Below are 18,927 nucleotides of genomic sequence, written 5' to 3'. Positions count from 1 at the left end.
ATTGACCTTCAGCGCGTTACAAAAGCTGCCCAAGATCGGCTGGCGGCAAAAGTATCAGCTGCGCTGGAAACGTCGGCGGCTTCTGTGGCGATCCTTTCGCAGCCGGAACCAGTTGACCTGCCTGAACGATCGGACCGGCAAGATCCGCGCTGGTGACGTGCTGGCTTTTACCACTCTGCGCAACGAAATGACCCGCCTTTCCTGGTTTCTTCGCCACTACCGCCAGTTGGGTGTGCGCCACTTTCTGGTCGTCGACAATGGCAGCGATGACGGCTCGGCAGAGTATCTCTTGGATCAACCAGATGTTTCTGTCTGGCAAACCTATTCAAGCTATCGGGGATCACGATTTGGTCTGGATTGGCTGACTTGGCTCCAGATGCGGCATGGACACGCGCACTGGTGTCTTATGGTCGATGCGGATGAGCTGTTGGTTTATTCCCATTGCGATACCCGGCCCCTTCAGGACCTGACACATTGGCTGGAGCAGAAAGGGCGGGTTGGTTTTGGCGCGTTGATGCTGGACCTCTATCCCAAAGGTCCGTTGGGCCGCGACACCTATGACCCGGATACCGACCCAACAGATCTGCTGTGTTGGTTCGATGCGGGGCCATATCGCGCAGAGCGACAAAGCCCGATTGGCAATCTGTGGGTTCAAGGCGGCGCAAGGGAACGGATGTTCTTCACCCAGACGCGGCAGCGCTCTCCCACTCTGAACAAGATTCCACTGATCCGCTGGTCGCGGCGGTATGCGTATGTGAACTCATGCCACTCGGCCCTGCCGCGCCACCTGAACGCAGCTTATGATGGGCCCGGTGGAGCGGCGCCTTCGGGAGTATTGCTGCACACAAAATTCCTGCCGGAGATTGTTGAAAAGTCCAAATCGGAAAAAGAACGACGCCAGCACTTTCATGATCCAAGCCAATTTGCGGCGTATTATGACGGGATCATTAATCAGCCGGTCATGTGGACTCCACAATCAGTCCGTTATACCGGCTGGAAACAGTTGCAACAAATGGGGTTGATGCCTGGCGGGGATTGGGGCCTGCAATGAAAATACGACAGTCAACCGCACGTTTACACTTTGTCGGTTTAAAAAAGTTGCCTCAGAAGATGCATAGGTGGCATAAACCGGTAATGCCTTGTCCTGCCAACTGGAAAGACGAGGTCGGGGAAAGCTCGCGTAATAATAAAGGTTGGGCAGTCACGTGAGCCTGTTCGAATCCTACAAAATGCGATTGCGGCGCAAGCGCCGTATTCTGCGCTGCCTCAGACGAAGCCGTGAACTGAAACCCGCCAGCGTCAACACATCGGCCATCCGACACGACGACATTCTTCTAATGAGCGTTGTCCGGAACGAAAAAATCCGCCTGCCGTTTTTCCTGGAATACTACCGTAAACTGGGCATCAACCACTTTTTGTTCATCGACAACAATAGCGATGACGGAAGTTTCGAATTCCTACAAGAACAGGCCGACGTGTCAGTTTGGCGAACGACAACCAGCTACAAACGCGCGGGCTATGGTCTGGACTGGTCGAACTACATTTTGCGGAAATACGCACATGGTCATTGGGTTCTGACCGTCGATCCGGATGAATTCTTCATCTATCCGTTTTGCGACACCCGCCCTATACGCGCATTGACGGATTGGCTGGATGGCAGCGCCGTGCGCAGTTTTGGAACCATGCTGATCGACATGTACCCCGAAGGTCCGGTAGATGCAGAACCCTACCGCGAGGGGCAGAACCCGTTCGAAATCGCGCGCTGGTTCGATCCCGGGAACTACATGATCACCAAGAACCCGGATTATAAGAACCTGTGGATTCAAGGCGGTCCTAGAGCGCGCGTGTTTTTTCGCGAAAACCCCTCCAAAGCGCCTGCGTTGAACAAGATTCCCTTGGTGAAGTGGGATCGGCGCTATGTCTATGTCAGCTCGACCCATTCGCTTTTGCCGCGGGGTTTGAACCAAGTTTATGACGAGTGGGGCGGGGAAAAAGCCAGCGGGTCACTGCTTCATGCCAAACTGATCGACACCCTTGGCGACAAAGCGCGCGAGGAACTGCAGCGCGGTCAACATTACCGCGGATCAGGTGAATACAAAGCCTATGCCGCACAGCTTGAGGAAAAACCCGTTTTCTGGTGCCAATGGTCCGAGGCTTACATCAATTGGCGACAGCTTGAGATTCTGGGCCTTATGTCCAAGGGGAATTGGGCATGAGTAGCCTGGGCATCGTCATGCTGGTCCATACTTCGCTGGACCGAGCCGAGCAGGTGGCGCGCCATTGGACGGCTGCGGGATGTCCGGTTGTGGTGCACGTGGATCGCAAAGTCCCGGATGGCACTTACGCCCGTTTTGTCGCGTCCTGCTCAAACGATCCCGATATCGTTTTTTCTGAACGTCACCGGTGCGATTGGGGCGGCTGGGGCATCGTCGCTGCCTCGCAAAGCGCATCCGAATTGATGCTTGAGCAATTTCCCGACGTTCGGCACGCGTTTCTGTCTTCAGGAGCATGCCTGCCCCTGCGTCCGGTTCAGGAGCTAATCGATTACCTGGCTGAACGGCCCCGCGTGGATTTTATCGAAAGCGCAACGACATCCGATGTCAGCTGGACCATTGGCGGTCTGGATCATGAACGGTTTACCCTGCGGTTCCCATTCTCGTGGCGCAAACAGCGCAAGCTGTTTGACACCTATGTCAGGCTACAGCGTGCCGTGGGGTACCGCAGACAAATTCCAGATGGTTTGGTGCCTCATATGGGCAGCCAGTGGTGGTGCCTGACCCGCCAGACACTCTCAGCCATCCTTCAAGATCCCAAACGTAAACAATACGACAAGTATTTCCGCCATGTTTGGATTCCGGATGAAAGCTATTTCCAGACCCTTGCACGACAATATTCGACGCATATCGAAAGCCGATCCCTGACTCTGTCCAAATTCGATTACCAGGGCCGTCCTCATATTTTCTATGACGATCACCTGCAATTGCTGCGACGCTCGGATTGCTTTGTTGCCCGTAAGATCTGGCCTCAGGCCGAACGACTGTATCAGGCATTTCTGACGGACCAGACCAGTGCCATGAAACCGGCTGAGCCCAATCCCGGCAAGATCGACCGCATCTTCTCGAAAGCGGTGGAACGGCGGACGCGAGGACGCGACGGGCTTTATATGCAAAGCCGCTTTCCACGGCACGGCAGCGAAAACGGCCTGACATCTTCGCCTTATTCTGTATTCCAGGGATTTTCCGAGCTGTTTGAGGATTTTGAATCCTGGCTTGTGACCACCACGGGAGCAAAAGTCCATGGGCACTTGTTCGGACCTGATCGCGCCGAATTTGAACAAGGGGAAACCATCACAAACGGCGCCCTTAGCGACAGCGCAACTTTACGGGATTACAACCCCACAGCATTCCTGTCGAACCTGATCTGGAACACGCGGGGGGAACGGCAGTGTTTTCAGTTCAGCCCAAGAGACACGCAAGAGATCAACTGGTTTTTGGCGCGCGACAAGAACGCCCAGATTTCGGTCATCACCGGAGCCTGGGCAATTCCATTGTTCCGTTCAAACCTCAACTTCTCGGAGATCCGGTGCGAAGCGGCACGGTTGCAGCAGATTGAAACCAAGCAGCTCGAGGTTTTGACCTCGGTCTGGACCAAAGCCCGCATGCGCAGTTGGACCTTGGCCGATTTCATTGAATCGCCGATGGATCCGTTACAGACGATTCTGGATGAGATCGGCGCACATCAGGCCAGCCACTTGACCGAAGTGCCCACCATGGTTGATCTGACCGGTTTCGGGAAGTTCCTGCAAAATCTGAAGAATCAGGGTATGCACCCATATCTGATGGGTGATTTCCCGTCTGACGATGTGTTTGGTCGGCAGACAAAACCTTTCCGAAAACCCTATCTGGTGCAGTGACGGCCAATGGCAGCCAAATATGATTACTTTGTTGTACTGGCGGCCATGCGCACAGGGTCTAACCTGCTGGAGGCAAACCTGAACGCGCTTGACAGCGTGACCTGCCATGGCGAGGCGTTTAATCCCCATTTTGCCGGGAATCTGCAGTCAGATACACTGCTGGGCCTGACGCTGGAAGACCGTGACGCAGATCCGATGAAGCTGCTGAAAGCCATTCGTACAGCACCCGGTGACATCAACGGGTTCCGGTATTTCGAAGAACACGATCCGCGCATTCTGAAGCCCGTTTTGAATGACCATCGCTGCGCAAAGATCATTCTGACCCGCAATCCACTGGACAGCTACCTGTCCTTGAAGATCGCGCGGACCACACAGCAATGGCTGCTGAAGAATGTTAAACGCCGCGTCGATGCCCAAGTCACCTTTGATGCACAGGAATTCTTGGATTATCTGGAACAGGTCCAGAGCCATCAGCACATGCTGCGGCGACATTTGCAAAAGACAGGTCAGAGCGCTTTTTTCATCTCCTATGAAGACCTGACTGAAATGGACGTCCTGAACGGCCTAGCCGAATGGCTGGGGGTCAAAGCGCGACTGACCCGGCTGGACGACACGCTGAAACCGCAAAACCCAGCGCCCGCAGTGTCAAAAGTCACAAATCCTGACGACATGACGCGTGCGCTGGCGGATGTCGACCAGTTTGGGCTGCATCACACCTCTCGCTTTGAGCCGCAGCGCGGTGCCGCCGTCCCGCAATACGTCGCGGCACCAAAGTCGGCCTTGATGTATTTGCCCATTCGTAACGGATTAGAGGCTGTTATAAACCAATGGCTGGCCGATCTGGACGGCGGTAAGACTGGTGATCTAATCACCGATCGCAACCGCAAACAGATCCGCGCCTGGTTGAGGAACCACACCGGTCACCGAAAATTCACAGTCCTGCGCCATCCGTTGGCGCGGGCGCATACCGCGTTTTGCCAACACATTCTAAGTACTGGACCTGGCAGCTACAAAATGGTGCGCAACTATCTGCGGAACCGACTAAAGGTGCCGATTCCAGGGCAGGTGCGGGACACCAATTATTCTGTCGCGCAGCACCGTGATGCGTTTTTAGCCTTTCTCGGCTTCCTACGTCTTAACCTCAACAATCAAACCCCAATCCGCGTTGACGGGACATGGTGCAGCCAATCCCGGGTTCTGGACGGGATTTCCGGTTTCCTTTTGCCAGACCTGATCCTGCGGGAAGAAGACCTGACCACAGCGCTTCCAGCGCTTGCACGAGATATCGGTCATTCAAACCCGCCAAAGCCCAGCACACGCGCGCCTGATGAACCGTTTACGCTGGACCAGATCTATGATGCTGAGCTAGAGGCGCTGGCAGAGGACGTCTACCAGCATGACTATGAGGTGTTCGGGTTTGGAGCCTGGGCCCCGGTGCCGCCTAGGGACGCAAAGTGATTAGCGTGCCTTTGTTGACCATCGCATAAATCTCTTCAATCTCGTCATTCTTGACAGCGATGCATCCTGCGGTCCAATCGGGTGTTTTCCGCGCGCGCTTGAGCTCTGACCGAAGATTCGGCTGGCCGTGAATAAAGATATCACCGCCCGGATTAACGCCTGCTGCCTTGGCCTGAGCGATATCCTGAGAGTTGGGGTAGGAAATACCTAACGATAGGTGATAGCGGCTTCGCGGATTTCTGCGGTCAATCAGATAGCTGCCCTCTGGCGTGCGACCATCCCCTTTTTTGGTTTTGGTGCCTCGTGGCGCAAATCCCAAATCCACATCGTATTCTCGCAAAACCTGCTCATGATGCAGCAGATAGAGTTTGCGTGCGCCTTTGTTGACCACCAAAGAGGTCACTTCGGGCCCATCATAAGTCAAAAATCTTGGGCCAGCTTTGGCACAAGCCGTAAGGCTCAGCGTTGCCATAGCCCCCAATCCGAATGCTCGACGATCCATTTTTCACTGCCTGCTCTGTTTTTTGGAGATTAATATGCCAAAAACCTTGCGAAACGGAAATCACTTTTTGCTGTTCATCTGCTCGGCCAGACGGCGTTCGATGCTTTCCAGCCGTTCCAGCACTTCGTCGCGATAGGCATCGGTTTTAACCTCGTCCTCGGCATGGTGTGCGTCCTGCATCGAGTTCACGATCAAACCCACCAACAGGTTCACCACGGCAAAGGTCGTGACCATGATAAATGGCACAAAAAACAGCCAGGCGTAGGGATATACCTCCATCACGGGGCGGACGATGCCCATGGACCAGCTTTCCAACGTCATGATTTGGAACAAGGTATAGGCCGACAGGCCCAGATCACCGAACCAGGCGGGAAATGACACCGAGAACAGTTTGGTCGAGATTACCGCGCCGATGTAGAATAGGATTGCCATCAACAAGAAGACACTGGCCATCCCGGGCAGGGCCGAAATAAAGCCTTCGACCACGCGGCGCAGGCGGGGCGCCACGGAAATCACGCGCAACACCCTCAGGATCCGCAGGGCACGCAGCACGGAAAGACCACCAGCACTGGGGACAAGTGCGACACCCACGATCAGGAAATCGAATATATTCCAACCGCTTGTAAAGAATCTGCGCCCGGTCGCGATCAGCTTTATTGTGATCTCAGCCACGAAGATGGCAAGGCACAGCTTGTCTAGCGTGACAATCAGCGGTCCTGCTGCGTTCATCAAAGTGGGTGATGTCTCCATCCCCAAAAGAATTGCGTTGAAAATTATGACTGCCGTGATGAAACGCCCGAAAGCCGGGGCTTCGATGATGGTCAGCAAACGCTGTTTGACACTCATGTGTCGCGATCTCCTGTCTGGTCAAGATGCGGCGTTCAGGACAAAGCGCGCAGCAAGTTCCGTGTGTGACGACCACCGAAATTGGTCAACGACCTGTACCCATTCAAGGGTGTAGCCTGCGTTAACAAGGATTTTTGCGTCCCGCGCAAAGCTCACCGGGTTGCAGGAAACATAGGCAATCACTGGTCGACTGGCTTGAGCCAACTCCTCCACCTGCGCCTCGGCTCCGGCGCGGGGCGGGTCTAAAACAATCGCGTCAAAGGCCTTTAGTTCATCAGGCATCAATGGACGACGAAACAGGTCGCGGGCCTCAGTTGTTACGCGTTTCAAACCCTGCGCTCTGCGCCAGCCCTGATCCAGCGCCTGAACCATTGCGGCCTCGCCTTCCACAGCATGAACTTCGGCTTTTTGGGCCAGGGGAAGCGAAAACGTACCGCTACCTGAAAACAGGTCGACGGCGCGCTTTGCACCCTCTGTTGCCTCCAAAACCGCCTGTAATAGAGCCTGTTCTCCGTCCTTGGTCGCTTGCAAGAACGCACCGGACGGCGGAGTGACGGCGGCTCTTCCAAACCGCTGAACCGGCGCCTGTCGCATAGCGATCACTTCACCGTCCCAACTCAGCCGCGCCAACCCGTGTTTCTCGGTCGCTTGAGCCAGCGCTAGTTCCAGCGGACCGTCCAAGGGTTTGCCGCCTCTAACAGCTACATCCAATCCGCCTTCGGAGAGTGTCAGTGTCACCGCCAGAACACCCTTACGGCTTCCACCCAGAACGGCCAGCGCCTCGGCCACAGGAATGGCCGCGGTCAACTCGGGGTCCAACAACCGGCAGTCGGGGATTTCCGTGATCGTGTCCGACGCGCGACCATGAAACCCGGCCAACGTACCTTTCTTTGTTCGTCTTACAGCAACCGTTGCACGCCTGCGCGACTGTTCGGGTGACGTGTGGATCGGGCGCATCTGTGCATCCAGACCCTGCGCGGCCAAGGCGTTGCGCACAATTTCAAGCTTCCAATCGGCCACAAAGGCGTCAGAGGCATGCTGCAACTGACACCCGCCGCAGGCTTTGTAGTGGCGACACGGCGCCTTGACCCGATCTTCGGATGGCGTTTCCACCCGGATATCGGTCAGCACTTGACCCGTCAAAGTGCCGCTTACGACCTCACCTGGTAGAGTGCGCGGGGCATAGACGGGGCCATCGGCAATACCATCGCCCTGATGGCCGAGCCGTGTGATTGTGAATCGCTGCGTCATGAAGGGCCTGATAGCCGGGCTTTCAAGTCAACAAAACCCTTATTCAGCAGCTTCCGCCTGAATAAAGCCGCCAGATTGACGATGCCAGAACCGCGCATACAGACTGCCCTGATCCAGCAGCGTCTCATGTGTTCCGCTTTCGACAATCCGCCCCTGGTCCAGGACAACGATCCGATCCATCTCGCTGAGGGTGGACAGCCGGTGTGCAATGGCCAGAACGGTCTTACCCTCCATTACCCGATGCAGCGCGGTCTGAATCGAGGCTTCGACCTCGGAATCAAGTGCCGAGGTTGCTTCGTCCAGAACCAAAATCGGCGCGTCCTTCAGAATGGCACGGGCCAAAGCGATCCGCTGACGCTGTCCGCCGCTGAGTTTTACACCCCTTTCGCCCAGATGAGCGTCATAGCCTTGGCGACCGTTAGCATCCTCAAGGCTGAGGATGAATTCATGCGCCTCGGCCTTTTTCGCAGCGGTTATCATCTCATCCTCGGACGCATCCGGGCGACCGTACAGGATGTTTTCGCGCGCCGAACGGTTGAACATTGCTGTTTCTTGTGTGACCATACCGATCTGGCGGCGCAGGCTGTCTTGTGTCACCTGCGACACGTCTTGCCCGTCAATACGAATAGCGCCACTTTCCCTGTCATAGAGTCGAAGCAGCAAGGACACGAGCGTCGACTTACCCGCGCCCGAGGCGCCGACGATACCCAGCTTTTCGCCGGGTTTTATAGTCAGGGTCAGATCTGTAACACCGCCTATGTCCCGACCATAAGCAAAGCTGGCATTTTCGAATGAGATTGATCCGTCGTGCACAACCAGGTCTTTTGCGTCCCCCGCATCCTCGACCCGGTCACGCTTGGCCAGCGTTTTCATCCCGTTTTCGATTTCACCCACATTGGCGTAGAGGCCCATTAGAGTGAAACTGACCCAACCCGTCATTTGCGCAATCCGGATTGAGACGGCACCTGCTGCCACTATATCCCCTGCGGTCGCAATGCCGATTTGCCACAACCAAAGCGTCGCACCCAGCAGCAGAACCGGCAAAACACCAGCCAACGTCATCAGGATAAATCGAAAACTGGCCGAAAGCTTACCGAAATCCAGCGACCGTTCGCGCAGTTCCACCATCGAGTCGCGCGCAGCCCGATCTTCAAAAGCGGAATGTGCAAACAACTTAACCGTCTTGATGTTGGTGATCGTGTCAACGACCTGCCCCGAAACCATCGCCCGCGCCCCGGCCCGCGCGGCAGAGCGTTGACGGATGCGCGGCAAATACCAGCGCACAAGCAGGAAGTAGACCACGAGCCAAGCGGCAAAAGGCAGCATCGCAAGCGGGTGAATAGACCCTAACAAAAGCAAAGACCCCACAAGAGACGCTAGGGCAAATACAATGGCGCTGATCGTTTCTGACACGACCGAAGCCATCGCGTTCGACGTTTGCATCTGCTTCTGTGCGATGCGTCCAGCGAAATCATCGTCGAAATACGTCACCGACTGGCCCAGCGTCCAACGGTTCAACTTGGCCAACACCAAGGGTGTGATGTTGGGCATGACGATGTAATTGTTCGAAACCGAAGACAGGCCAAACAGGATCGGACGCACCAGCATAAAGAAAGCGATCGAGCCGAAGATCATCCACATGTTTTGCACGGTCAGAAAGTTTTCCGGACCGCTAGACGTTGCCACGTCGATCACACGGCCCAAAATCCAAGCCGTGCCCGCCTCCATCGCGCCGGCTGTGGCCGAAAAGAACGCTGCAACAAACAACATCGGCCAAGCACCGGACAGGCTCCAGCGAATGAACGCTCCCAACGTCTGCGGCGGGGGCGTTTCGATGTTTTTGAACGGTTGGATGAGGTCAGCGACCCTCATTCCGCGGCCTCCGGATTCATGAAGCCGCCAGATTGCCGCGCCCAGAACTGCGCGTAAAGACCACGCTGCGTCAACAGGTCGGAATGGGCGCCTTCTTCGACGATGCGGCCATCATCCATGACCAGAATACGGTCCATCTGCGCGATCGTGCTGAGCCTGTGCGCAATGGCGATCACGGTTTTGCCTTGCATCATGCCGTATAGGGTTTCCTGAATTGACGCTTCAACCTCGGAATCTAGGGCGGATGTCGCCTCATCCAACAACAATATCGGCGCATCTTTAAGGATTACCCGTGCCAGCGTCACACGCTGCCGCTGCCCGCCGGACAGCTTTACACCACGCTCGCCCACATGCGCGTCGTACCCCGTGCGTCCTTGCGGGTCTTGCAGGTCAAGGATGAACTCATGCGCTTCGGCCTGCTTGGCGGCGGCGATCATCTGATCCTCGGTCGCATCAGGGCGGCCATAAAGGATATTGTCCCGCACCGACCGGTGCAGCAAAGCGCTGTCCTGCTGAACCATGCCGATATGACTGCGCAGGCTGTCCTGCGTGACATCTGCGATGTTCTGCCCGTCAATCAGGATCGCGCCCCGCTCGACATCATAAAACCGTAATAGAAGCTTAACTAGGGTCGATTTTCCAGCACCGGACCGACCGATCAAACCGATCTTTTCGCCGGGTTGGATGGTTAGGTTGATGTGGTCCAAACCACCGGCTTCGCGACCGTAGTGGTGCGACAGGTCGCGGATATGGATCTCACCCTTGTTCAGTCGCAAGGGTTTCGCAGCGGGCGCATCCAACAGATCAATGGGTTGGGCAATCGTCTCCATCCCCTCGGCCACGATACCAAGCTGGCGGAAAAAGCTGGTCAGCGCCCACATGATCCATCCGGTCATGGCGTTCAGACGAAGAGTCAGTGCGGTGGCAGCCGCAACGACACCAACCGAGGCGGTGCCTTGCATCCACAACGCAATTGCCCAACCAACAACGCCCACAATCAGCATGCCGTTCAAGGTGACCAGAACCGCATCCATGATCGTAAAAATCCGCATCTCAATCTGGAAAGTTCGGCGGGTTTCTTCGATCGCCTCGCGGGCATAGTCCAACTCTTGCGGACCATGGGCGAACATCTTGACGGAATGGATGTTGGTATAGCTGTCCACAACCCGGCCGGTGACAGTCGAGCGCGCATCTGAGGCCGCTTTTGACGCCGGACCGACACGCTGCACCGTCCAGCGCACCAGCATCGCATAAAACGCAAACCAGATTAGCAAGGGGATCAACAAACGCGGATCCGCTGCGTACAGCAAGATCGCCGCACCGATCAGATAGGCTAGCGAGAAGGAAATCGCATCAAAGACCTGAAAGACCACCTCGCCTGCGGCAGGTGGCGTTTGCATGATCCGGTTCGCAATCCGCCCGGCAAAATCGTTTTCGAACCAGCCAACCGATTGGCGCAGCACATGTTTGTGCGCGCGCCAGCGGATCAGCGTGCCAAAGTTAGGCAGGATCGTGTTGTTCAACAGAAGTACGTCGATCAGATGCAGTAACGGACGAAGCAGCAGAACAAACGCCGCCATCAATAACAGCTCTGTCCCGTGGTTCTGCCAGACTTCTGCAGGAGATCCGCCCAGCAGGTCGACAACGCGGCCCATATAATAGATCAACCCGATTTCGACCCCTGCGACGACGATAGAAATCAGTGCGGCCCAGACAAACACCCGGACGAAAGGCCGCGAATAATCCAACATGAACGGCCACAACTTGGTTGGTGGCGCGTCGGTCTCTTTGTAGGCGACAAAAGGGTTAACGAGATTTTCGAAATAGCGAAACATGGAGAGTGCTCCGATTGAGCAAAAATGTAGACGTGCGAAGAAGAATGGCGCCTGAACACCACCCTTTACGGGGCAAGTGTTCTGGCTTTAGCCGAACCAGATCCCGTAATACATTCGCAGTCCTCCATCCATGTGACAGTCGCACGTAACCACAAACGTGTTGGTTTGTCATCCCCTTTTGAGACTTAGCGCTAACTTGCCAGCAACTCCTCGCGCGACAACGCAAAGCCGGACGCGATCCAGCGGTTTTCAAGCTCGGCCAGTTTCTGGCCCAGCGCTGGTCCTGTGAAAGTGGGGATCAGATCCTTGGCTTGAATTGGAAAACGGGCAGCCGCCCCTTTATGCAAGTCATGCCTCAAGGCTTCGGACCAGGGTTGTTCCAGAAAAGCGCAACGCAGAAGAGTCTCGTGCAAACCGCCTTCGTCACCGTAGCGGTAACCCAGCTCGGCCACGCTGGTGGTGGCTTGTGCCTCGTTACGCATACGGGTCAGACGTTGCAATTGCGAACGGCTCAATCGCAATGTCGCTGCGTCTTCAGGCGTGGCGATGGCTGCCAGCCGTCGCACCGGATCGGGATCAGCACCCGCCGCCTGTTCGAGCGCAACAAGAGGCGCAAGGGATCGGTCGTTTGCGCCCGGCAACAGCTGTGCCAAGACACCCGTGCTGCGCATTGTTGCAATTGCAGGGGCCGGATCGGGCGCTGCCAGTAGTTTCAGCAGTTCCGCCCCGACCCGTTCGCGCGACAGTGATTTCAACCCGTCAAGATTGGCACCAATTGCGGAAAGTGCATCTGGGTCGAACCCAGCCTGTGGATCACCATACCAAGCGTGAAACCGGAAATATCGAAGCGAGCGCAAATAATCTTCGCGTATACGATTCTCGGCCGTTCCAATGAACCGCACCCGTCGCGCCTCAAGATCGGGCAACCCTTCAAGCGGATCCAACACAGTGCCATCTGGCTGCGCATAGATTGCGTTCATGGTGAAATCGCGCCGGGCCGCGTCTTCCTCGACATGATCGGAAAACGCAACAACAGCGCGCCGCCCGTCGGTTTCAACATCTCGACGGAAGGTCGTGATCTCGTGCGGGATACCGGCGCTGACGACCGTGATCGTACCGTGGTCAATACCCGTTGGAATAGCCTTGAGCCCCGCGGCCTGCGCCATCTCAACCACCTGCTGTGGTCGCGCGTCGGTAGCGATATCGATATCCGAGACAGGTGCGCCCAAAAGCGCGTTGCGCACACAGCCACCCACAAAAAGTGCCTGCGCACCAGATGCAGTCAGAGCGGCGCATACCTGTTGGGTCGCTGGTTCACTGACCCAAGGCTCGTTTATCTGCATCATTCATTCACCCGTGCTGCAAGCCCGCGCAATATGCGAGCCGTCGCACCCCAGATATAATAGGGGCCGAACGGAACTGTGTAATATCTGCGTTTCTGACCGCGCCAGCGACGCGACTCAACCAGATAATTCTCGGGATCTAGAAGATGGGCAAGAGGCGTCGAGAAAACCTCATCCACCTCGCCGGGTTCGGGCACAGGTTTGAATGTGTCACGTACCACTGCAACCACAGGGGTGACGTTGAAAGAGGTGACGGTTTCATGCGCCGGCAGAAACCCCAGAACCTCGGGCTGGTCAACGGGCAACCCAATCTCTTCCTGCGCCTCGCGCAGGGCTGCCGCGGTTACGTCGGCGTCACTTTCATCCTGCTTACCGCCCGGAAATGCGATCTGACCGGGGTGATGCTTCAGGGCTGAGGACCGTTTAGTCAAAAGCACCCGAGGCGTTTCATAAGCCAAAGATATGGCCACCAGAACACCGGCAGGACGCAGCCGCCGCCTGGGTGGCAAAACTGTGTCAGGGTTCAGGTCAAAATCGCTGGACCCGTGACCGGGGCGGCGCAAGGCCGCCCGGATCTGTTCAACCGGATCATGCACCTTTGCTGTCTTCAGCTTCAAAGCCCACAGTTGCCGGATCCAGCACGTAATGCGCACCACAGAATTGGCAATCAGCCGTGACCAGACCTTCCGGCGTTGTCATCTTTTCGATGTCCTTCGCCGAATAGATCGACAAGCTCTGGCGCACCCGGTCCTCGGAACAGGTGCAGCCAAATTGAACCGATTGCGCGTCATAAACACGCGGCTGTTCCTCGTGGAACAGACGAACCAATAGATCGGTCGGAGCAACCGAAGGGCCGATCATTTCCAGATCCTCGACAGTATCCAGCAGGATACTGACGCGACCCCAGTTCTCACCCTCTTCGCCGTCCACCAAGTCGCTTGCTGTCAGGATCTCGCCAGTACCTTCACCAGATGCTGCAAAGGGCGAGGCTTTCGGCATGTGCTGCAACATGATGCCGCCGGCGCGCCAATGCTCGCCCACACCAGGCTCGGTCGATTTACCAAAGCTCAACGAGAACCGCGTCGGCAACTGTTCGGATTGCGCGAAATACGCCTCGGCACATGCGCTCAGCGATCCGCCCGCCAGCGGCGTGATACCCTGATACGGTTGCGTGCCCTCGCCCTGGTCGATCATGATGGCAAAATACCCCTCGCCCACCTGATCAAAAGGTGCCGCGTCGGTCAGCCGGTCGCGGTCAAAGCTGGCATATGCACGGATTTGGGCGGCTTGGCCCTCTTCCTGCGGCGCGTAATAGTCGGTTGCGATCATGCGCACCGCCCCTTTGGACTGCACCTGCAACGACAGCTTCCAGCGCAACGCAACGGTCTGGCCGATCAACGCGGTCAGCAAGGCCATTTCAGCCACCAGCGCTTCGACTTGCGGCGGATAGTCGTGCTGCTTCAGGATGCCATCCAGCACGCCATCCAGACGGGCCACGCGGCCACGCATGTCGGATGCATCAAGTTGAAAGGGCAGGACGGTGTCGTCCCACGCGATTTTTGTTCCAAGAGACATGGGGTTTCCTTACACGCCACAGGTTGGCATACCGGCACCATATAGGTCGTACAGATTGGGTTTTAAGGGGCCATACATGATCAGACGGTTTGGTGAAACCCCTCAGGCAGGGCAGAAATACACACTGCGACCGGGAGTGTACGTGCTTTTGCCTCGTGGACGATCATTGTTGGTGACATGGTATGACGACGGCTTCAACCCAGAGCTGCAACTGCCGGGCGGAGGCATTGATCCAGGCGAATCGCCAATCACGGCCCTGCATCGCGAGGTCTACGAAGAAACCGGCTGGCTGGTTGCCAACCCACGTCGCGTCGGCGCCTTTCGCCGCTACGCGTATATGCCCGAATACGATCTGTGGGCGGAAAAGGTCTGCATGATCTATCGCGCGCGTCCTGTCCGCCGCATCGGACCGCCAGCCGAGGCGTTTCACGAAGCACGATGGATAGATGCATCAGATGCGATTGAAAAGCTTGGCAATGACGGCGATCGGCATTTTGCCAAGCTGCACCTTTGGTCGCTTTAAGGGCCGTTATATTCGAAGAACACGGCCGAGACGTCATCCCCTATCCCCTCGTTGGGCGACATCACCTGCGTCAGTCGCCAGAACATGTCATCCAGAAACTCGGATCCGCCATGTTCCGTAACGCAATGTTGTGCCATCTCCTGCAAACCGTTTTCGTCCAACAGACCGCCATCGGCCAGGGGACATTCGGTAAACCCGTCGGAATACAGCAACAGCTTGTCCCCGGGCTGCAATTTTGTCTCGATCTGTTGAAAGCCTGCGTCCTCGATCAGTCCGACAGGCAAACCGCCGTCGCCCAAAAACTCACTACCGCCATCCTTCCGCAACAAAAGAGGGTGCGGGTGCCCGGCCTGCACCATCTTCATTAGACCGTTGCGCAGGTCGACGATGGCATAAACCATCGTGAAATATTCTTCGATCCCCGTATCCGCCATCAGCCTTGAATTGAGCGTTTTGGCGACATCCTCGGGCGGTAAAAGTGCGTAGAATTTGTTAAATCGCTGTTCCATTGCGACGTTCTGATCAAAGTGCTTACTGGACAGATAGCTGCCCAACCGGGCCGTCATCATGGCCGATGTGATCCCGTGGCCGGACACATCAATGCTGTAGAACCCCAACCGATTCACGCCGGGCGAGAACATGCCAACAAGATCGCCGCCAATATGGCCGCACGGTTTCAGCAACAGGCTGACCCGCGAGTTGCCAAAGTCGCGCATTAGTTCAGGCACCAGCGATTCCTGAATCTTACGCGCCTGCATCAAATCCTTGTCGATCGCGTCATGCGCCAGCTTCAGCTCTTCCAGCGCGGATTCAATCAGCCTGTTTTTCTGCGAAAGCTCGCGCTGCATATCTAAAATACGCGCTCCGGCAGAGATACGCGCGCGCAGTTCATCCGCCTCCAAAGGTTTGATGAGGAAATCATCAGCCCCGGCATCCAGACCTCGGGCGACTTCTTGCTTTTCGCTCTTGGACGTCAGCAGAATGAAATAGCTGTATTGGTCCGAATTCAGCGCGCGGAACGCGCAGCAGAACTCCAGACCACTCATCCCCGGCATAACCCAGTCGCTAAGAACAAGATCGGGCGGGTCTGTCTGGCAAAGCTCCAACGCGGCCTCGCCGGTATCGGCCTCGACCACATCAAACCCCCATTTCCTGAGAGAGGCCACCAGGATGCGCCGCTGCAAACGGCTGTCATCCACAACCAGCACCTTGCGGATCGCGCCGAAGTCCAGATCTGATCTGGTGTCCTCAAGACTCGCCCTTGGTACCATTTACACTCAGCTCTTACAAAATTGACCGGTCAAAGAGACCCTAGCGTCTGCGGGCTTAACATCCGGTGAAGACCCGACTCACGTTCAAATGGTGCCCTTAACCTGGTTTTTACCAGCCGTGGTTTAACCAGAACCTTGAAGGTTAAATGGCAGGTATCTCACAATGATCCACTGGGACAGAGTCAGGCAATTGCGGGACGAAGTTGGCCCAGATGAATTTGACGAGGTGGTCGAGATTTTTCTGGAAGAGGTGCAAGAGGTTATCGCGCGTCTGCATCACGATACCAACCGAATCGAATTGGAACAGAACCTGCATTTCCTGAAAGGCAGCGCTCTCAGCCTTGGGTTCGATCAATTCTCGAAACTCTGCCAGGATGGCGAACGGCAGGCCGCGGCAGGTCAAGGCGTAGAAGTTGATCTGCCGGCCCTGCTGGCGCTTTTTGACAGCTCGAAACTCAAGTTCGAAGCAGAGTTGCAACAGAATCTCTGCTAGATCACAAACTGCGCCAGGGTCTCGTCCTCGGTGATGTCTGTATAGGTGAACCCGGCCTCATCCAGATGCGCAAACAGGCGCATGAAGTTTTCAGGTTTGCGGGTTTCAATCCCGATCAGGACCGAGCCGAAATTGCGCGCTGATTTTTTCATGTATTCAAAGCGGGCGATGTCGTCTTCGGGGCCAAGAATACCAAGGAACTCTTTCAGCGCACCCGGGCGCTGCGGCAGGCGCAGGATAAAGTACTTTTTCACCCCCGAGTAACGCTGCGCGCGTTCTTTGACCTCGGGCAAACGTTCGAAATCGAAATTACCACCGGACGTCACGCAGACTACGGTCTTGCCGCGCACAAAGCTTTGGACGTCACCCACCGCCTCAATCGCCAAAGCCCCAGCCGGTTCAAGCACGATGCCTTCGACATTCAACATTTCAATCATAGTGGCGCAGATACGGTCTTCGGACAGGACCAGCACATCCGACAGGTGGCGCGATTTCAGCAAATCGAACGGTTTCTCACCAATTCGTCCGACCGCCGCGCCATCGACGAAGGTATCCACATGATCCAGCACAACGGGATGCCCTGCCGCCAATGCAGCACGCAGACATGCGCCCCCAGCGGGCTCGACAAACAAGCAATGACTGCGATCCCCGAACCACGTCGCCACGCCCGAGGACATGCCGCCACCGCCCACCGGCAACACGACATGATCTGGCACCCCGCCCAGTTGCTCTTCGATCTCAACCGCCAATGAGGCCTGACCTTCGATCACATCCGCGTCGTCGAACGGTGACAGGAAATGCCCGCCCTGCTGCGTGCACCACGCTTGGGCAGCTGCCAGCGTGTCATCGAAATAGTCTCCGGTCAGGTGAATCTCGATATTTTCGCCGCCAAAGATACGAGTCTTTTGGATTTTCTGCTGTGGCGTCGTGACCGGCATGAAGATCACGCCCTTGACCCCCAGATGCTTGCACATGAAGGCCACACCCTGTGCGTGATTGCCCGCGCTGGCACAGACAAATAGGTCCTGCCCCTGCTGCTTGCGCATCGCGTTGAACGCGCCGCGAATCTTATACGACCGCACCGGGCTCAGGTCTTCACGTTTGAGCCAAATGTCCGCGCCATAACGGTCGGACAGATGGGCATTCCGCTGCAAAGGCGTTGCAGGAAACACAGAGCGCATCGCTTGTTCTGCGGCGCGGGCGCGGGTCATGAAATCAGTCATGTCCGCCTCACTGCCGTATCACCGCGATAAGGGCAAGGAATACATATGTGTACGGGCTCAGGACAGCTGGCGCTTTTCGAAAAAGACACCGTACATGGTGGTAAAGATGCTGACATTGATCATCGGAAGGATGAGCGTGCCGAAAAACACGGTCAGCAACACTCCAACAACCGGAATAATCGCCAGAGCGGTGAAAATCAATTGCACCAGAACCTGGAACAGGAACGCAACAACCAGCAACACCAAAATAGAAGGGCCGACGCCAGTTGTGTTGCTCCAAGCGTCTTTTAGTGAGATCGGGCTTCCAATTGCAGCCGCCGGAAGAATTATGGAAAGGCGGAAGAAGCAAATGACCAGAAAAACCGTGTAGGAAATCAAAATAATAAGGGAAAGCCACGCAAGGCTTTCGCCCAGAACCGCAACAACCAAGCTCATGGGGATAAATGCGATTGCCATTAGAATTCCCAGCATGAGAAAACGACCGAAGTAGGCTAGAATCCTGTCGAAACGGAATGTTGGAAGCACTCCCGTAGGATACTCTTCTAAAAGGATGAAGCGGTGCCATGACACGGCAATCCAGAACATGGTGCCCAACAACACTACCAGCAGGACGAACATAAAGATCAAGATTGACCCGGCAGTCGTGCCCGGAGGTAATTCGCCAGCATTTTCGTCAAGCGCCTCAAGCGGAATACCAAGGGCCAGAAACAAAGCCACAATTGCGATAGTCGCTATCACCGCAGGCCCAACCGTGATTTGCAGGACCTGTTTCAGGTTACCAAACACCATCCGCACTGAATGAACGAAAATTTGCCATCCCAA

The 18,927-nt window shown here is 56.1% G+C and carries 17 protein-coding genes; 6 read left to right on the top strand and 11 right to left on the bottom strand.

Features of this window, described 5'->3' with window-relative positions:
* Position 1: 1 nt before the first annotated feature.
* From GOV89_RS07390 to GOV89_RS07375, 4 genes are all read left to right on the top strand, one after another.
* On the top strand, positions 2-1,051 hold the full coding sequence (locus tag GOV89_RS07390) for a glycosyltransferase family 2 protein (protein ID WP_245222875.1): 1,050 nt from the start codon (positions 2-4) through the stop codon (positions 1,049-1,051).
* Between the two features lie 178 nt (positions 1,052-1,229).
* Positions 1,230-2,216 (top strand): glycosyltransferase family 2 protein, encoded by a 987-nt coding sequence (locus GOV89_RS07385; protein ID WP_171178861.1) that lies wholly within the window; start codon positions 1,230-1,232, stop codon positions 2,214-2,216.
* A complete protein-coding gene (locus GOV89_RS07380; protein WP_171237899.1) occupies positions 2,213-3,913 on the top strand; it encodes a beta-1,6-N-acetylglucosaminyltransferase in 1,701 nt (566 codons plus the stop codon). The genes GOV89_RS07385 and GOV89_RS07380 overlap by 4 nt, the downstream gene beginning before the upstream one ends.
* 6 nt (positions 3,914-3,919) lie before the next feature.
* On the top strand, positions 3,920-5,371 hold the full coding sequence (locus GOV89_RS07375; RefSeq protein WP_171178608.1) for a sulfotransferase family 2 domain-containing protein: 1,452 nt from the start codon (positions 3,920-3,922) through the stop codon (positions 5,369-5,371).
* On the opposite strand, the gene GOV89_RS07370 is transcribed toward GOV89_RS07375, so the two are convergent.
* The 8 genes from GOV89_RS07370 to GOV89_RS07335 all read right to left on the bottom strand — a co-directional run bounded on the left by GOV89_RS07370 (position 5,355) and on the right by GOV89_RS07335 (position 14,595).
* Positions 5,355-5,873 (bottom strand): murein L,D-transpeptidase family protein, encoded by a 519-nt coding sequence (locus GOV89_RS07370; RefSeq protein WP_171178610.1) that lies wholly within the window; start codon positions 5,871-5,873, stop codon positions 5,355-5,357. The genes GOV89_RS07375 and GOV89_RS07370 overlap by 17 nt on opposite strands.
* Before the next feature lie 60 nt (positions 5,874-5,933).
* Complete coding sequence (locus GOV89_RS07365; RefSeq protein WP_171178613.1) at positions 5,934-6,719, bottom strand: ion transporter; 786 nt, start codon at positions 6,717-6,719, stop codon at positions 5,934-5,936.
* Positions 6,720-6,740: 21 nt separating this feature from the next.
* Positions 6,741-7,970, bottom strand: a complete 1,230-nt coding sequence (locus GOV89_RS07360; RefSeq protein ID WP_171237898.1) for a class I SAM-dependent RNA methyltransferase — start codon at positions 7,968-7,970, stop codon at positions 6,741-6,743.
* A 39-nt stretch (positions 7,971-8,009) separates the two neighbouring features.
* On the bottom strand, positions 8,010-9,842 hold the full coding sequence (locus tag GOV89_RS07355; RefSeq protein ID WP_171178617.1) for an ABC transporter ATP-binding protein: 1,833 nt from the start codon (positions 9,840-9,842) through the stop codon (positions 8,010-8,012).
* Positions 9,839-11,677, bottom strand: a complete 1,839-nt coding sequence (locus GOV89_RS07350; RefSeq protein WP_171178620.1) for an ABC transporter ATP-binding protein — start codon at positions 11,675-11,677, stop codon at positions 9,839-9,841. The genes GOV89_RS07355 and GOV89_RS07350 overlap by 4 nt, the downstream gene beginning before the upstream one ends.
* 191 nt (positions 11,678-11,868) lie before the next feature.
* A complete protein-coding gene (locus GOV89_RS07345; RefSeq protein WP_171178622.1) occupies positions 11,869-13,023 on the bottom strand; it encodes a CCA tRNA nucleotidyltransferase in 1,155 nt (384 codons plus the stop codon).
* Positions 13,020-13,616 (bottom strand): CoA pyrophosphatase, encoded by a 597-nt coding sequence (locus GOV89_RS07340; protein WP_171178864.1) that lies wholly within the window; start codon positions 13,614-13,616, stop codon positions 13,020-13,022. Before GOV89_RS07340 ends, GOV89_RS07345 begins: the two co-directional genes overlap by 4 nt.
* Positions 13,609-14,595, bottom strand: coding sequence for an Hsp33 family molecular chaperone HslO (locus GOV89_RS07335; RefSeq protein ID WP_171237897.1), 987 nt, complete (start codon positions 14,593-14,595; stop codon positions 13,609-13,611). Before GOV89_RS07335 ends, GOV89_RS07340 begins: the two co-directional genes overlap by 8 nt.
* A gap of 76 nt (positions 14,596-14,671) precedes the next feature.
* On the opposite strand from GOV89_RS07335, the gene GOV89_RS07330 reads away from it, so the two are divergent.
* Entirely contained in the window at positions 14,672-15,118 is a 447-nt protein-coding gene (locus GOV89_RS07330; RefSeq protein ID WP_171178626.1) for an NUDIX hydrolase, read from the top strand.
* Here GOV89_RS07330 and GOV89_RS07325 read toward each other — a convergent pair.
* Positions 15,115-16,389 (bottom strand): PP2C family protein-serine/threonine phosphatase, encoded by a 1,275-nt coding sequence (locus GOV89_RS07325; protein WP_171237896.1) that lies wholly within the window; start codon positions 16,387-16,389, stop codon positions 15,115-15,117. The genes GOV89_RS07330 and GOV89_RS07325 overlap by 4 nt on opposite strands.
* 163 nt (positions 16,390-16,552) lie before the next feature.
* Between GOV89_RS07325 and GOV89_RS07320 the strand changes: the two genes are divergently transcribed.
* Positions 16,553-16,882 (top strand): Hpt domain-containing protein, encoded by a 330-nt coding sequence (locus GOV89_RS07320; RefSeq protein WP_171178630.1) that lies wholly within the window; start codon positions 16,553-16,555, stop codon positions 16,880-16,882.
* On the opposite strand, the gene ilvA is transcribed toward GOV89_RS07320, so the two are convergent.
* Positions 16,879-18,105, bottom strand: a complete 1,227-nt coding sequence (gene ilvA / locus GOV89_RS07315) for a threonine ammonia-lyase IlvA (protein ID WP_171178632.1) — start codon at positions 18,103-18,105, stop codon at positions 16,879-16,881. The two genes, GOV89_RS07320 and ilvA, sit on opposite strands and share 4 nt — an antisense overlap.
* Before the next feature lie 57 nt (positions 18,106-18,162).
* Positions 18,163-18,822, bottom strand: a complete 660-nt coding sequence (locus GOV89_RS07310) for a hypothetical protein (protein WP_348540057.1) — start codon at positions 18,820-18,822, stop codon at positions 18,163-18,165.
* Positions 18,823-18,927: the final 105 nt, after the last annotated feature.

This window comes from Ruegeria sp. HKCCA5763 (assembly GCF_013034545.1).
In the GTDB taxonomy this organism is placed as follows: domain Bacteria; phylum Pseudomonadota; class Alphaproteobacteria; order Rhodobacterales; family Rhodobacteraceae; genus Ruegeria.
The sequence above is the reverse complement of the archived record's forward strand: the minus strand, read 5'-3'. Positions and strand labels throughout refer to the sequence as shown.

What these genes read in the sequence shown, in the direction of transcription:
- GOV89_RS07370 (WP_171178610.1), bottom strand. Translation starts at nt 5,873, where the DNA reads ATGGATCGTCGAGCATTCGGATTGGGGGCTATGGCAACGCTGAGCCTT.
- GOV89_RS07360 (WP_171237898.1), bottom strand. Translation starts at nt 7,970, where the DNA reads ATGACGCAGCGATTCACAATCACACGGCTCGGCCATCAGGGCGATGGT.
- GOV89_RS07345 (WP_171178622.1), bottom strand. Translation starts at nt 13,023, where the DNA reads ATGATGCAGATAAACGAGCCTTGGGTCAGTGAACCAGCGACCCAACAG.
- GOV89_RS07355 (WP_171178617.1), bottom strand. Translation starts at nt 9,842, where the DNA reads ATGAGGGTCGCTGACCTCATCCAACCGTTCAAAAACATCGAAACGCCC.
- GOV89_RS07325 (WP_171237896.1), bottom strand. Translation starts at nt 16,389, where the DNA reads ATGGTACCAAGGGCGAGTCTTGAGGACACCAGATCAGATCTGGACTTC.
- GOV89_RS07375 (WP_171178608.1), top strand. Translation starts at nt 3,920, where the DNA reads ATGGCAGCCAAATATGATTACTTTGTTGTACTGGCGGCCATGCGCACA.
- GOV89_RS07335 (WP_171237897.1), bottom strand. Translation starts at nt 14,595, where the DNA reads ATGTCTCTTGGAACAAAAATCGCGTGGGACGACACCGTCCTGCCCTTT.
- GOV89_RS07385 (WP_171178861.1), top strand. Translation starts at nt 1,230, where the DNA reads ATGCGATTGCGGCGCAAGCGCCGTATTCTGCGCTGCCTCAGACGAAGC.
- GOV89_RS07330 (WP_171178626.1), top strand. Translation starts at nt 14,672, where the DNA reads ATGATCAGACGGTTTGGTGAAACCCCTCAGGCAGGGCAGAAATACACA.
- ilvA (WP_171178632.1), bottom strand. Translation starts at nt 18,105, where the DNA reads ATGACTGATTTCATGACCCGCGCCCGCGCCGCAGAACAAGCGATGCGC.
- GOV89_RS07350 (WP_171178620.1), bottom strand. Translation starts at nt 11,677, where the DNA reads ATGTTTCGCTATTTCGAAAATCTCGTTAACCCTTTTGTCGCCTACAAA.
- GOV89_RS07320 (WP_171178630.1), top strand. Translation starts at nt 16,553, where the DNA reads ATGATCCACTGGGACAGAGTCAGGCAATTGCGGGACGAAGTTGGCCCA.
- GOV89_RS07380 (WP_171237899.1), top strand. Translation starts at nt 2,213, where the DNA reads ATGAGTAGCCTGGGCATCGTCATGCTGGTCCATACTTCGCTGGACCGA.
- GOV89_RS07365 (WP_171178613.1), bottom strand. Translation starts at nt 6,719, where the DNA reads ATGAGTGTCAAACAGCGTTTGCTGACCATCATCGAAGCCCCGGCTTTC.